Origin of the sequence: Nitratireductor thuwali (assembly GCF_036621415.1) — a bacterium.
Classification (GTDB): Bacteria; Pseudomonadota; Alphaproteobacteria; order Rhizobiales; family Rhizobiaceae; genus Chelativorans; species Chelativorans thuwali.
Genome location: NZ_CP030941.1, coordinates 3,911,270 through 3,924,244, shown reverse-complemented (window position 1 = coordinate 3,924,244; position 12,975 = coordinate 3,911,270). Strand labels below are relative to the sequence as shown.

11 protein-coding genes and 2 pseudogenes are annotated in these 12,975 nt (G+C 66.1%); all 13 read right to left on the bottom strand.

The genetic code is table 11. The features are described from left to right. Window positions 1–91: 91 nt before the first annotated feature. The 13 genes and pseudogenes from NTH_RS19000 to NTH_RS18940 all read right to left on the bottom strand — a co-directional run bounded on the left by NTH_RS19000 (window position 92) and on the right by NTH_RS18940 (window position 12,887). Window positions 92–1,375 carry a peptidoglycan DD-metalloendopeptidase family protein gene (locus NTH_RS19000; RefSeq protein WP_338531491.1) on the bottom strand — a complete coding sequence of 428 codons (1,284 nt, stop codon included), beginning with the start codon at window positions 1,373–1,375 and terminating at the stop codon, window positions 92–94. 133 nt (window positions 1,376–1,508) lie between these two features. Beyond that, complete coding sequence (locus tag NTH_RS18995; protein WP_422392417.1) at window positions 1,509–2,159, bottom strand: protein-L-isoaspartate(D-aspartate) O-methyltransferase; 651 nt, start codon at window positions 2,157–2,159, stop codon at window positions 1,509–1,511. Further along, complete coding sequence (gene surE, locus NTH_RS18990; RefSeq protein WP_338531490.1) at window positions 2,156–2,914, bottom strand: 5'/3'-nucleotidase SurE; 759 nt, start codon at window positions 2,912–2,914, stop codon at window positions 2,156–2,158. The genes NTH_RS18995 and surE overlap by 4 nt, the downstream gene beginning before the upstream one ends. 44 nt (window positions 2,915–2,958) lie before the next feature. Further along, window positions 2,959–3,570 (bottom strand): annotated as a pseudogene (gene serS / locus NTH_RS18985) (serine--tRNA ligase); the annotation flags it as partial. 144 nt (window positions 3,571–3,714) lie between these two features. Beyond that, a pseudogene (locus NTH_RS18980) lies at window positions 3,715–4,398 on the bottom strand (serine--tRNA ligase); the annotation flags it as partial. A gap of 161 nt (window positions 4,399–4,559) precedes the next feature. After that, window positions 4,560–5,357 carry a twin-arginine translocase subunit TatC gene (gene tatC / locus NTH_RS18975; RefSeq protein ID WP_422392449.1) on the bottom strand — a complete coding sequence of 266 codons (798 nt, stop codon included), beginning with the start codon at window positions 5,355–5,357 and terminating at the stop codon, window positions 4,560–4,562. A gap of 50 nt (window positions 5,358–5,407) precedes the next feature. After that, entirely contained in the window at window positions 5,408–5,965 is a 558-nt protein-coding gene (gene tatB, locus NTH_RS18970; protein ID WP_338531488.1) for a Sec-independent protein translocase protein TatB, read from the bottom strand. A 42-nt stretch (window positions 5,966–6,007) separates the two neighbouring features. Beyond that, complete coding sequence (locus NTH_RS18965; RefSeq protein WP_338531487.1) at window positions 6,008–6,241, bottom strand: twin-arginine translocase TatA/TatE family subunit; 234 nt, start codon at window positions 6,239–6,241, stop codon at window positions 6,008–6,010. A 134-nt stretch (window positions 6,242–6,375) separates the two neighbouring features. Then, a complete protein-coding gene (locus tag NTH_RS18960; protein WP_338531964.1) occupies window positions 6,376–7,479 on the bottom strand; it encodes an ABC transporter ATP-binding protein in 1,104 nt (367 codons plus the stop codon). An 87-nt stretch (window positions 7,480–7,566) separates the two neighbouring features. Further along, window positions 7,567–8,298: an SMC-Scp complex subunit ScpB gene (gene scpB, locus NTH_RS18955; protein WP_338531486.1), complete on the bottom strand. Its 732-nt coding sequence runs from the start codon at window positions 8,296–8,298 to the stop codon at window positions 7,567–7,569. Further along, window positions 8,295–9,092 carry a segregation and condensation protein A gene (locus NTH_RS18950; protein ID WP_265519057.1) on the bottom strand — a complete coding sequence of 266 codons (798 nt, stop codon included), beginning with the start codon at window positions 9,090–9,092 and terminating at the stop codon, window positions 8,295–8,297. The genes scpB and NTH_RS18950 overlap by 4 nt, the downstream gene beginning before the upstream one ends. 136 nt (window positions 9,093–9,228) lie before the next feature. After that, window positions 9,229–10,245, bottom strand: coding sequence for a beta-N-acetylhexosaminidase (gene nagZ / locus NTH_RS18945; protein ID WP_338531485.1), 1,017 nt, complete (start codon window positions 10,243–10,245; stop codon window positions 9,229–9,231). 89 nt (window positions 10,246–10,334) lie between these two features. Continuing rightward, window positions 10,335–12,887, bottom strand: a complete 2,553-nt coding sequence (locus tag NTH_RS18940; RefSeq protein WP_338531484.1) for an SPOR domain-containing protein — start codon at window positions 12,885–12,887, stop codon at window positions 10,335–10,337. Between the last annotated feature and the right edge of the window lie 88 nt (window positions 12,888–12,975).

The following is a 12,975-nucleotide window of genomic DNA, read 5'->3' as shown; positions in this document are numbered from 1 at the left end:
GGCGTGCCGATTGGGTCAGCAGACCGCCCGCTTCAAACACGGCCGGGCGGAAAGGTTCCGGCGCGCGATTGGGTCGAATGAGCCGCTGGGGCTATTCCAGATAGGTCGTTGGATCGACGGGGTTCGTGCCCTTGCGAACCTCGAAATGCAGCTTGGGCCGGTCGGCATCGCCGGTCATGCCCGAAAGCGCCACTTCCTGTCCGCGCGTGACCTTGTCGCCGCGCTTGACCTTGATGTCGGAAGCATGGCCGTAGACGGTGACCAGCCCGTCCTCATGGCGCACGAGCACCGTGTTGCCGAAGCCTTTCAGGCCGTCGCCGGCATAGATGACGACACCGTTTTCGGCGGCGCGTACGGACGTGCCTTCCGGGACTGCGATGTCGATGCCGTCGCTGGTGCGGCCGCCGGCATTGGCGCCGAAACCGGTGACGACGCGCCCGCGCACCGGCCAGCGCAGGCGATCCACGCCGGTCGCATCGGGCGTGACGGCGGCAATCTGCGCGTCGGAAGCGGATTCTTTTTCGCTCTCATCGCCCGCCTTCGGAGCGGTATAGGTGGAAACCTGGCTCGTCTCTTCCTTCTTGGGCTCGCTATGGGAGGCGGGCGCCGATGCGGTCCTGACCTGGTCGACGCCGGCAGTGCCACCGGTGCCTGACGGTATCTTCAGCGTCTGGCCGATCCTGATCATGCCGTCGGAAAGGCCGTTCTCCTGCTTCAGCCGGTCGACGCTGACGCCCGTCTTGCGCGAAATGCCGTAGAGGGTGTCGCCCGAGACGACCGTATAGGCGCCATTGCTGGCGGCGGGCTGATCGCCGGCCTGCTTCTTGCTCTCCGCCTCCGGCCTGGGAGCCTGGGTAAGGACGGCTGCCTGCTTCTGCGAGGGTTGTACGGGCTGCGGCGCCGGGTCCGCGGGCGCGGCAGCGGTCCGCTGCCCGGCCGTGGATGCGCTGCCTGGCGAAGGCAGCGGCGCGGAGGACGCCGGGGCCGATGCGGCGTTCCGCTGGGGAGCCGGCAAAGGTTGCGACACGATTTCGGAGCGGCTGGCGGCCGGGGCGGTGTAGACCGGGGTCGAAGCCGGCGCGGGCAGGCTGGGTGCGTTGCCGGCCGTGCCGGTACCGCTGCCCACGTCGACCTGAGGCCGGATCACTTTCATACCTGCATCGGCGGTGCGGCGCGCGGTCGGCGCGCCCACGTCGCCCGGATAGGCCTGGTAGCCGGGCGCGGAGCTTTGCGCGGTGGGAGTCGAATTCGTCACGAGGCCGTCGGTCAGCTGTGTGGCGCCGCCGCTGCAGCCCGCAGCCACTCCGCCGACCACGAGGACCGCAGCGCCTCGTGCCAGCGAGCGTTGGAATTGTCCTGTGATGCCGAAACGCATGACGCTACCTGCACGTTACTCTCAACTGCCAGGATTAAAGCGCGTTAATGTTACCGGGCAGTTAAGCTCCGGAATTTTCTTCAATAATTATTCCAATACCGACCAATACCGGTACGGAGCCGCCCGTCGGCGCTCAAAGCGCCTCCGCCACACCCCTGGCTAAGGCTTGCAGGCGGACCGGCCCGAGATCAGTGCGTTCGAAGCGGCTGCCGACCTTGACAAACTTCGCCATGGTCTGCACGCCGTCGCCCGGCCCCAGCGGGGCGACCATGATCCCGCCGCTCGTCAGGCAGTCGACGAAGCGGCGCGGCATCTCCGCGAAGGCAGCCCATACAACGATGCGGTCGAACGGGCCGTCGGCGGCGCCGTCCGAGCCGTCGGCCTGGCGCGTTACGACATTGCCGAGCCCCAGATGCCCGTGGCGAAGGCCGGCCTGCTCCAGAAGCGTCTTGTACCTGTCGAGCGTCAGCACCTTGTCGCAGAGCCGCGCGATGACGGCGGCCGTATAGCCGGAGCCGGTGCCGACCTCCAGCACGCGCGCGCCCGGCTGCAGGTCGAGCGCATGCAGCGCCATGGCCTGGAGATCGCAGGCCTCCAGCGCCTCGCCGCATTCGATGGGCACCGTCCGGTTCGTCCAGACGGCCCGGCGCCAGTCGGCCGGCACGAAGGCGGTGCGCGGCGTCGCCTCCATCGCGGCGAACAGCTCCTTCGAGCCGATGCCTGCCGCGCGCATGCGCAGCATGAAGGCGGCGAAACCCTCTTGTTCCTCCTCTATCATCGTCACCCGATCGCCTTTGCCAGCCTGTCGCGCACCTCATGGGCGGTCAGGTCCAGATGCAGCGGCGTGACCGACACATAGCCGTCGCGCACCGCCGCCTGGTCGCTGCCCTTGCGGATTTCGGATTCCTTGCGGCCGAAGCGCAGCCAGTAATACGGAAAGCCACGCCCATCCTTGCGCTCGTCGATCCACAAACCGTGCACCAGCTTTCCCTGGGCGGTGACCTGGGTCCCCTTCACCTTTTCAGGCGCGCAGTTGGGGAAGTTCACGTTGAGGAACACGCCCTGGGGCAGGTCCGTCTCCGTCAGCTTGCGGAGCAGGTCGGGGCCCACGGTTTCCACCACGTCCCAGGGCACGTAGCGCGAATCGTCGGTGAAGTCGTAGGCCTGGCTGAGCGCGATCGAGCGGATGCCGAGCAGCGTGCCTTCCATGGCGCCGGCCACCGTGCCCGAATAGGTCACGTCGTCGGCGATATTGGTGCCGTTGTTGACGCCGGAAAGGATGAGGTCGGGCGGCGCGTCCATGACCTTGCTGACGGCCATGATCACACAATCGGTGGGCGTGCCGCGCAGCGCGAAGTGCCGGTCGTCGATCTTGCGCATGCGCAGCGGCTCCGACAGCGACAGCGAATGGGCAAAGCCAGACTGGTCCGTCTCGGGCGCCACGACCCACACATCATCGGAAAGCGTGCGGGCCATCCGCTCCAGCACCGCCAGCCCCTCGGCATGAATGCCGTCGTCATTGGTCAGAAGTATGCGCACGCCGCTTTTCCTTCTCTGCCGCTTTCGTTGGGGCCGGAACAGGCCTACCCGCCAATCTTCTCCAGGCCGCCCATATAGGGCCGCAGCACCTCCGGCACGGCGATCGAGCCGTCCTCGTTCTGGTAGTTCTCCATCACCGCGATCAGCGCGCGGCCGACGGCGACGCCGGAGCCATTCAATGTGTGGACGAAATGGGTCTGCTTGTCGCCGGCCTTGCGATAGCGGGCGTTCATGCGCCGCGCCTGGAAATCGCCGCAGACCGAGCAGGAGGAGATTTCACGATAGGCGTTCTGGCCCGGCAGCCAGGCTTCGATGTCGTAGGTCTTGCGCGCCCCGAAACCCATGTCGCCGCTGCACAGGACGACCGTGCGGAAGGGAATTTCAAGCTTCTTCAGCACCGTCTCGGCGCATTCCGTCATGCGCTCGTGCTCTTCGAGCGAGGAATCGGCATCGGTGATCGAGACGAGCTCCACCTTGTAGAACTGGTGCTGGCGCAACATGCCGCGCGTATCGCGCCCCGCCGAACCGGCTTCCGAGCGGAAGCAGGGCGTGAGCGCGGTGAAGCGCAGGGGGAGTTTTTCCGCATCGAGGATTTCCTCGCGAACGAGGTTGGTGAGCGGGACTTCTGCGGTGGGGATGAGCCAGAGATCATGGCGGTTGGGTTGCTCGGCCAACTCAAAATCGAGCAACTGCCTGAACGTTTCCTCATCCAGTTTGAACCCGATCGCATTCTCAAGATCAACTGCCGCGGATACTCCAGCTTTCATAGCATCGAGCAGGCGTTCCTTCAGCGAAGGATTCCGCCCTGTGCTGAACAGGTCCTCTGCAAATTTCGGCAATTGGCCGGTGCCGAACAGTGCCTCATCGCGCACCAATAGCGGCGGCTGCACTTCGGTATAGCCGTGCTCGGTCGTGTGCAGGTCGAGCATGAACTGGCCGAGCGCGCGTTCCAGCCTTGCGAGTTGCCCGGAAAGCACCGTGAAGCGCGCGCCCGAGAGCTTCGCAGCGCGTTCGAAATCCATCATTCCGAGCGCTTCGCCGAGCTCGAAATGCTCCTTCGCCCAATTCGGGCTCCTGGCTTCGCCGACCTTGCGGATTTCGACATTGTCGCTCTCGTCCGCGCCTTCCGGAACGTCGTCGAGCGGCACGTTGGGGATGCCGGCCAGGAGGTCGCGCAGGCGCTCGTCGAGCTTGCGTTCCTCGGCCTCGCCCTCCTGCACGAAGGTCTTCAGCGCGCCCACTTCGGCCTTGAGCTTGTCGGCGAGCGCCTGGTCGCCCTTGCCCATCGCCTGGCCGATCTCCTTGGAGATGGCCTTCTGCCGGGCCTGCTTTTCCTGGAGCTCGGTCAGATGCTGGCGGCGCGCCGCATCGGCAGCGAGGATCGCTTCGACGGAGGATTGCGCGTCCGCCTTGTCCCGACCGCGCTTTTCCAGCGCGGCGGCAAGGGCTTGCGGGTTTTCGCGTATCCATTTGATGTCGAGCATGCGACCTGTTCCACCATGCGTTTACACTGCCGCCTGGGGCGCCGTCGGTCCGTTCGGACGCATGAAAGACGCTCCATCTTGTTGTTTTTCCGCATTTATGCGGAAGTCAGGTGGAACCACCTGACTGCGAAATGCCATCGCGGAACGGCGCACCCGAAGTATCAGGCCGCGGGCTCGTCCTGGCTCTCCGCTGCGGCTTCCGCCGCTTCGGCTGCTTCAGCTTCCCGCTTGCGCTTGCGCTCCACCATACGGGCGCTCCAGATCGCCACCTCGTAGAGAAGGATGGTGGGAATCGCAAGACCGATCTGACTGACCGGATCGGGCGGCGTGAGGATGGCTGCGGCCACGAAAGCGGCGACAATCGCGTATTTGCGCTTGTCGATCAGCCCCTGCGACGTGAGCAGCCCGACCCGCGCCATCAGCGTGGTGACGACAGGCAATTGGAACACCAGCCCGAAGGACAGGATCAGGGTCATGATCAGGCCGAGATATTCCGAAACCTTTGGCAGCAGCGAAATCTGGATCTCCTCGCCCGGTCCCACCTGCTGCATGGACAGGAAGAACCACATGACCATGGGCGTGAAGAAGAAATAGACGAGCGCTCCGCCGATGAGAAACAGGATCGGCGAGGCGACGAGGAAAGGCAGGAACGCGCGGCGCTCGTTGCGGTAGAGGCCCGGCGCCACGAACTTGTAGACTTGCAGGGCGATGACCGGAAAGGCGATGACCAGCCCGCCGAACATCGCCAGCTTGATCTGCGTGAAGAAGAATTCCTGCGGGGCGGTGTAGATCAGGTCAACCTTGTCGCCCTCGAGCCCCGCCCACTCGGTCGCCCACTGGAACGGGATGACCAGCAGGTTGAATATCTGCTTGGCGAAGAAGAAGCATGCCAGGAACGCGACGAAGAAGCCGGCGATCGCCCAGATCAGGCGCGAGCGCAGCTCGATCAGATGCTCCATCAGCGGCGCCGAAGACTGGTCAATGTCCTCGTGTTCTTGTTTGCCGGCGGTCACGAGGCGGTTCCCGTCTTGGTCGTCTTCCCGGCCGCCGGCTTGCGCGCGGCAGGCTTGGCGGCGGCTTTCCCGGCAGCGGGCTTGGCCTTGGGAGCGGCCGCGCTTTTCGCCTTGCCCGCCGAAGCGGTCTTGGCGGCCGGCTTCTTGGCTTCCGCTGGCTTCGTGGCCGAGGTCTGGGTCGCGGCCTTCTTCGCCGGCTCCACGGCCCGCGCTTCGGTCGATGCCGTTTCAGCGGGCTTGGCGGGCTTGGGCTTCGTCGCGTCGTCGAGGCCGGCGCGCACGTCACGGCCGGCTTTTTCTAGCGGGCTGAGATGTTTCTTGATCTCGTTTCGCGGATCGAGTTTGCGCGCGTCGTCCACCAGGTTCTTGACGTCGTCAAGCTCGGCTTCCTTCATCGCCTCGTCGAACTGCTTGCGGAAATCGCCCGCCATCTCCCGCATCTTCGAGGTCGTGCGTCCGAAACCGCGCAGAACGCGCGGCAAGTCCTTCGGCCCCACCACCACGATCAGCACGATCGCGATGACGAGAATTTCAGGCCAGCCAAGGTCAAACATCGGTCGGTTTCCGGTGGAGATTCACGAAGCGACGCACGACGCTCAGGACTTGGAGGCCTTCTCCTTGGCCTTGGCGCTGCGGACTTCCTCGTCCGTGCGGTGCTCCACCGTCTTGGCGGTGTCATCGTCCGAGGCTTCGTCCTCGGACATGCCCTTCTTGAAGCTCTTGATGCCCTTGGCCATGTCGCCCATCAGCTCGGGAATCTTGCCGCGCCCGAAAAGGAGCAGAACCACCACGAGCACGATGAGCCAGTGCCAGATTGAAAAGGAACCCATAATCCAGTCTCTTTCGCCTGTTGCCTGGAGGGGTCTCGCTATTCCTCGAATACCGATTCCGCCCCAATAATTCTTTGCTGCGATTTCAGGCGGAAATCCGGTTTCCCTTTTCCTGAATTCGCTCCCCGTCTGATTTATGCGCTTTCGCGCCGTCTTTCAAACACTAGAACGTCCGCGGGGCGAACATCCAGAAAGATATCGCGTATCGATGGCGGCAGCATGCCGCACCTGACCCGCGCCCGTACATGCTCCTCGACGCCCGGCACGGCAAGCTCCAAAAGCTCGACGACCCCCAGAAAACGCCGCGAAACAACGCGCGCCTGGACCACGCCGGCCGTGGCATTGACCTCGAAACCCGACAGCCTGACCGCCACCGTCACCCATTGGCCATCCTCAAACCCCGCCGCCGGCACCGGTCCGACCGGCGTATCGGCGACACCGGCCTTCACCCGCCCCTCGAATATATTCAATTCCGAAAAGAAGCCAGCGACGAAAAGGTCGACCGGCCTGAGGTAGAGTTCCTCGGCCGTTCCGATCTGCACCAGCCGCCCTTCCCTCAGAAGCGCGATGCGGTCGCCCATGCGCATGGCCTCCTCCGCATCGTGGGTCACGACGATCGCCGTCGCCCGGCTCTGCCGGAGGATGGCCAGCGTCTCGGCGCGCACGCTGTCCTTGAGGCGCGAATCGAGCCCGGAGAACGGCTCGTCCATCAAAAGCACGGCAGGGCGCGGCGCCAGGGCGCGGGCCAGCGCCACGCGCTGTTGCTCGCCGCCCGAAAGCACGTGCGGATAGGCCGCCGCATAGCCTTCGAGCCCGACGCGCGACAGCGCGATCATGGCCTCGCGCCTTGCTTCCTCGTTCGACAGCGCGGTCAGGCCGAAGCGCACATTGTCGAGGATGGTCAGATGCGGAAACAGCGCGAAATCCTGGAACACCAGCCCGATCGACCGTTCCTCGGGCGGCACATAGACATCCGGCCCCGAAATCTCGCGCTCGTTGAGCAGGATGCGTCCCGAATTCTGCGTCTCGATGCCGGCGGCGATCCGCAGCAGCGTCGTCTTGCCCGAGCCGGAGGGGCCCAGCAGGCACAGCACCTCGCCCGGTTCGGCGGCGAGCGACACATCGTCGAGCGTCGGTTCGCCGGGTGCGAAGCGGTGGCTGATGTTCTCGAAGGCAAGCCGGGCGGCAAAGGTGACCCCGGCGGTGACGCGGGCAGGCTTTTCGTCGGCCGCGCTCATCGGTGAGGCAGGGCGGTCGGCGTCGGCATGGCTGGCACCAAGGACCATCGGTTTCCGATCAGCGGCGTGGACACGGGTCAGGCCGGATCAATCATCGTCGACCCGCGGTGTCAACAGGCCGAGTTCCTCCAGATCGATGTCGGTCAAGGGGTCCTCGTCATCCGTCAGCGCGTCTGGATCGGCGGCCGGCTGCGGCACGGAGAAGTTCGACGGCATGCGCGACGAAAGCAGCCCGGCGCCCTTCAATTCGTCAAGGCCCGGCAGGTCGCGCAATTCCTCGAGGCCGAAATGGTCGAGAAAATCGGTGGTCGTACCGTAGGTCACCGGGCGCCCGGGCGTGCGGCGGCGGCCGCGCATCCTGACCCAGCCGGTCTCCAGCAGCGTGTCGAGCGTGCCCTTGGATGTTTCCACGCCCCGGATTTCCTCGATCTCGGCGCGGGTCACGGGCTGGTGGTAGGCGATCACGGCCAGCATCTCGGTGGCCGCGCGCGACAGCTTCTTCTGTTGCGTCGCATTGCGGCTCATCAGGAAGGCCAGATCGCCGGCGGTGCGGAAGGCCCAGCATTCCTCGGCCCGCACCAGATTCACGCCGCGGCGGGAATAATCGGCCTGCAGTGCTTCCATGACCGCCTTCACTTGCACCCCGTCGGGCAGCCGATCGGCGAGGGCTTTCTCCGAAACCGGTTCTGCGGACGCGAACACCAGCGCTTCGGCCATGCGCTTGGCCTCGGCAAAGGCGATGCCGCCGGGTCCGGCCTCGCCGTCCTCCGCCGCTCCTCCGTCACCGAAAAAGGAAACCACGTTGGTCGCTTCGCTCATGACGCTTCTTCTCTTGCGTATTCTCCGGTGCTCTTGCGCATGTATAGGGGCGCGAACGGCTCCTGCTGCCGGATTTCCAGCGCGCCCTCGCGCACCATCTCCAGCGTCGCGGCGAAGGAGCTGGCCAGCGCCGTCGCCCGCTCCCGCGGGTCGGTCAGGTAGCGGATCAGGAACTGGTCGAGTGCCGTCCAGTCGGCGAAATCACCCACCATGCGCGCCAATATCTCGCGCGCCTGCTTCAGCGACCAGACCCCGCGCTGGGCGATGCGCACATTGGTGATGGCGCGGCGCTGCCGCTGCCCGGCATAGGCGGTGAGCAGGTCGTAAAGGGTTGCCGAATAGGCGCTCTTCTTCTCCACCAGCACCGGCTCCGGCATGCCGCGCGCAAAGACCTCGCGGCCGAGCCTGTTGCGGTTGACGAGCCGCGAGGCGGCATCGCGCATGGCTTCCAGCCGCTTCAGGCGGAACTGGAGGATCGCGGCCATCTCCTCGCCGCTGGGCTCCTCGTCATCCGCCTTCCTGGGGATGAGAAGCCGCGACTTGAGATAGGCAAGCCACGCCGCCATCACCAGATAATCGGCGGCAAGCTCCAGCCGCATGCTGCGGACGCGCTCGACGAAGGCGATATATTGCTCGGCCAGCGCCAGCACGGAGATGCGCGCCATGTCGACCTTCTGGTTGCGCGCCAGATGCAGGAGAAGGTCGAGCGGCCCCTCGAAGCCGGCGACATCGACGGTCAGCGCCGGTTCGCTGACCCCGCGCGCCTCCGTCTCGTCCGACCACAGCTTGTCCATCGGAATGGGCTTGCCCGTTCCCGTTTCGCCGCTGTTATCGCGCTTTGGCTCTGCCACTTCGTTCCGATCCTTGCTGGAGCGTGGTGCGGGCGGTCTGCCCGAGCTCCTGCTTGTCCACTCTCAGGCGGGAGGCGCGTCAGGCGATGGCGAACATGCTCCCGAACTCCGCGCGCGCCTGTGCTTCCCGCGTTTCGTCGCCGGCGGAAAGCGCGGCGAGCGCCTTGTCTGCACGCGTCCTGGCCTTGCCCGCCAATTCCGGCACTCTTGCGGCGACCGCACGCATCTCGTCCATCAGGCCGTTGCAATGAAGGACGAGATCGCAGCCCGCTTCAAGGATTGCCCGCGTGCGCTCGCCGTAATCCCCAGAAAGTGCGTTCATCGACACGTCGTCGCTCATCAAAAGCCCTTCGAAGCCGATCTCCCGGCGGATGATCGTCTCGATGATCCTGGCCGACGTCGTGGCCGGGTTGTCCGGGTCGAGTGCCTCATAGACGATATGGGCCGTCATCGCCATCGGCAGGTCCTTGAGCGCCTTGAACGGCACGAAGTCGCGCGCCCGCAATTCCTCGATGCCCGCGCGCACCCGCGGCAGCGCCTTGTGGCTGTCGGCTTCGGCGCGGCCATGGCCGGGGACGTGCTTCATCACCGGCAGGATGCCGCCGGACATCAGGCCGTCGGCGGCCGCCCTGCCCAAGGCGGCGACGGCTTCCGGCTCATGGGCATAGGCACGGTTGCCGATGACGTCGTGGGAGCCTTTTACCGGCACATCGAGCACCGGCAGGCAGTCCGCCGTCAGTCCGTAGCGCGCCAGGTCGAAGGCGTGCAGGCGCGACATGAGCCATGCCGCGCGCAGCCCGGCTTCCCGATCGCGGGCATAGAGCGCGCCGATTGCAGCGGCATCGGGATAGTTCGGCGCAAGCGGCGGACGCAGCCGCTGCACGCGGCCGCCCTCCTGGTCGATGAAGACCGGCGCGTCCTGCCTGCCGACGCATTCGCGCATCTCCGCGGCCAGATCGCGGATCTGGTTCTCCGCCTCGACATTGCGCGCGAAGAGGATGAAGCCCCATGGCCGTTCGTCGCGGTAGAAGGACTTTTCGTCTCCGGTGAGCCGGGTGCCGGAGGCGCCCAGTATCATTGATTTTGATTCGCTCATGGCGAAAGGATAGCCGCGATCGCCCTCACGAGCACGAGCAAAAACCGCCGCGATGGGCGGCGGTTTTCGCAGTACCGGTTCCAGAGGCGCTATTTGGAGACGAAGCAGTTTCCGCCGGCGGATTTCAGCTGGGAGCAAAGCTGGATCGCCGCGTCTTTCGACGATGAGGGGATGCGCACCCTGAAATAGGTGCCCTTGCCGGCGATATCGGCCTTGACGATATTCACGCCTTTGCCCTGCAGGATCGAGCCATAGCGCTGGGCCATGTCCTGGTAGGATTGCTGGGCCGCCTCCACCGAGGGCTGCGAGGATATCTGGACGGACCAGGGGGCGCTTACTGTCGCCGCCGGGGCGGCCGGTGCGGAAGCCTGCGTCGCCGGCGCCTGTTCCTGTCCCGGCTGCTGCGGCTGGGCGGCCTGTGCCCTTGCCGGCGCCGGGTTTGCCGGCTTGGCGGGCGGTATCGGCGCGCTCCTGGGCACGGCGGCAGCGGCGACCTGCGTTTCGCCCGCCGCCTCGCCGGAAGCGGCTTCGGCGGTGCCGGCCGCGGCGCTGTCCTGCGCGGCCGAGCGGATGGTTTCGGCGGCGCTCGTCAGCTCGTCGGCAGCCCCGCCGCTCATCCCCGCGGACTGGTCGGCAGACCGACTTGCAGACTGGCCGTCAGATTGGCCGGCATTCTGAACTGGCTCCGGCATCTCGCGAGGCGCCATGGTGCCGTCGGGCCGGACGACCAGCGATCGCACGCGGCGCGGCGCGAGCGCCACGATTTCCTGTGCTCCGGATGCGGGGTCCGCGCCGGTTTCATCGCCGACTAGGCGGTCGTCGCTCTTGGCGGATGCGTCGGTGTCCTCAGCCGTTGCGGTTGCGGCAACAAGGGACGGACTGCCCGCGTCGGACACGCCGGCAGCCTTGGGCGCTATGTCCATCGGCTCTTCCGTGGTCGTGACCAGAGCCTTCTGCGCAGGCTCGATATCGCTGCTGTCGCCGGACACGCGCTTGTAGACCGCGTTGTCCTGGTTGGGGATGGTCGTGCCGCCGGGATTCTCGGGCTTCACCTTGATGGGAGCGTTGTCGGCCTTGATCAGAACCGGCTCGCCCGAACCGCCGTCGCCGCCGCCAAAGGCGTAGACGCCGACACCGCCTGCCAGCACCACGCCGCCCAGGAGAGCGGCAACGAGGATGCCGCGCGAGCCAAACCGGCTCCCGCCGGAGGCCGGAGGAGGCTCCGCGCCCGGCGTCGGGGTCAGCGAAGGTGCCGCCCGCTCATCGGCCCAGTAGACGGGCTCGGCATGATCGGCCGCGGCCGGCTGATACGATGCCTGCGAGAACTGCGTTCCGTCACGGGCCAGATCGTCGAAGTCGAACTCGAAATCCGCATCGCCATCGGCCGGCGCGCTGTCGTCGTGAGCCGCTTCGCCGCCGCTCCATGGCGTCGCCGTATCGGCGGGCGGAGCGGCAGCCTCGGCTTCCTCGATCGCCATCTCGTCGATCGCGCCAAAGGCGCCCGACAGCATCTCGTCGATTTCGTCGAACTCGGCCGACGACTTTACGGTCTCGCGATAAGGAACCTCCGGCACGTCGAGCGCGTCGGCAACCGCGACCGGCTCGCCCGGCACTTCGATCGTCTCGATCTCGGGCGCATCGTCGTCGAGATTGCCGTAGGCGGAGGATTCGCCTGCCTCAGGCTCCGGCTCGTCGCCGGCCCGCGCCCAATCCTGATATTCGGCGCTGCTGGAGACGAAGACCTTGTCCGGCGACCACTCGTCGAAGCTTTCGAGGGCGCCTTCCGGGGTGCCTTCGGGGGCGCTTTCAGGTTCATCGTCGGGCTGCTGCCAGGCCGCATCCGGTTCGGACTGCGCTGCGTCTTCGAGCAATGGCTCGTCGTCCTGCCACGCACCCTGCGCCGGCGCGTCCTGCATCGGCGCGTCCGGGGCGGTCTCGCCGCTCGAAATGTCGTGCAGGAAATCCGGCCGCTGGCTAGCCGCGCGGGCATAGTCGAACGCGAAGACATTGTCGGCTTCGCCGGCATCGGGCTCCGCATCGGGCAAGGGCGCGGCTTGCTGCGCTTCGGGAAGCGCGAAATCCGAATCCAGCGCCGCCAGATCCTCGTCGCGGATCTCGAAACTGTAATCTTCGGGTGCGCCGGCAACAGGCTCGCCGGCGTTCATGTCGGCGCGCTCCATTTCAGGCGCGGGCGTTTCGTCTTCAGGTTCAGGCGACGGCGCCTCTTGCAGAAGCGTTTCGGGCGCCGGCGCGGCGATCTCATCCCTCTCGACGTCAAGGCTCTCGAACTCGGCCTCGAAAAGGTCGACGAAGGGATCGTCCTGCCCGGGGTCGGACGGAGCGGCGGGTTCGTCGGCCGCTTCTTCCGCAAAGCCCTGCGGCCCGGCATAGGTCACATAGCCGGATGGCTCCTGCGCGCCGGCCTGTCCGGCATCGTCTGGCACAACTTCCAGCGTGATCACATCGCCCATAAGCTCGTTCTCGAGCTCCAGCGCCAGGTCTTCCACCGCCTCATCCAGAGGCGTCGGCCGCGCTTGCGGATGGCGGGGGTCGTGCCCCATTATCCTCGTCAGCTCGGCAAAGGGATCGTCCTCCGCCATCAGGACGGGTTCGTCGGTATTGGCAAAATTGCGGTCAGCCATGCCTTTTCCCACACTTGGTCGGACGCCGGCGACGTCTCACTTATGTTGGCCCCTACCAGCGCATTGTGGGCAAAAGGTGACAGGTTTC

Coding starts and splice junctions, on each gene's coding strand:
- scpB (WP_338531486.1), bottom strand. CDS start 8,298: ATGAGCGAAGCGACCAACGTGGTTTCCTTTTTCGGTGACGGAGGAGCG.
- NTH_RS18960 (WP_338531964.1), bottom strand. CDS start 7,479: ATGAGCGCGGCCGACGAAAAGCCTGCCCGCGTCACCGCCGGGGTCACC.
- NTH_RS19000 (WP_338531491.1), bottom strand. CDS start 1,375: ATGCGTTTCGGCATCACAGGACAATTCCAACGCTCGCTGGCACGAGGC.
- NTH_RS18950 (WP_265519057.1), bottom strand. CDS start 9,092: ATGGACAAGCTGTGGTCGGACGAGACGGAGGCGCGCGGGGTCAGCGAA.
- tatC (WP_422392449.1), bottom strand. CDS start 5,357: ATGGAGCATCTGATCGAGCTGCGCTCGCGCCTGATCTGGGCGATCGCC.
- NTH_RS18965 (WP_338531487.1), bottom strand. CDS start 6,241: ATGGGTTCCTTTTCAATCTGGCACTGGCTCATCGTGCTCGTGGTGGTT.
- tatB (WP_338531488.1), bottom strand. CDS start 5,965: ATGTTTGACCTTGGCTGGCCTGAAATTCTCGTCATCGCGATCGTGCTG.
- nagZ (WP_338531485.1), bottom strand. CDS start 10,245: ATGAGCGAATCAAAATCAATGATACTGGGCGCCTCCGGCACCCGGCTC.
- NTH_RS18940 (WP_338531484.1), bottom strand. CDS start 12,887: ATGGCTGACCGCAATTTTGCCAATACCGACGAACCCGTCCTGATGGCG.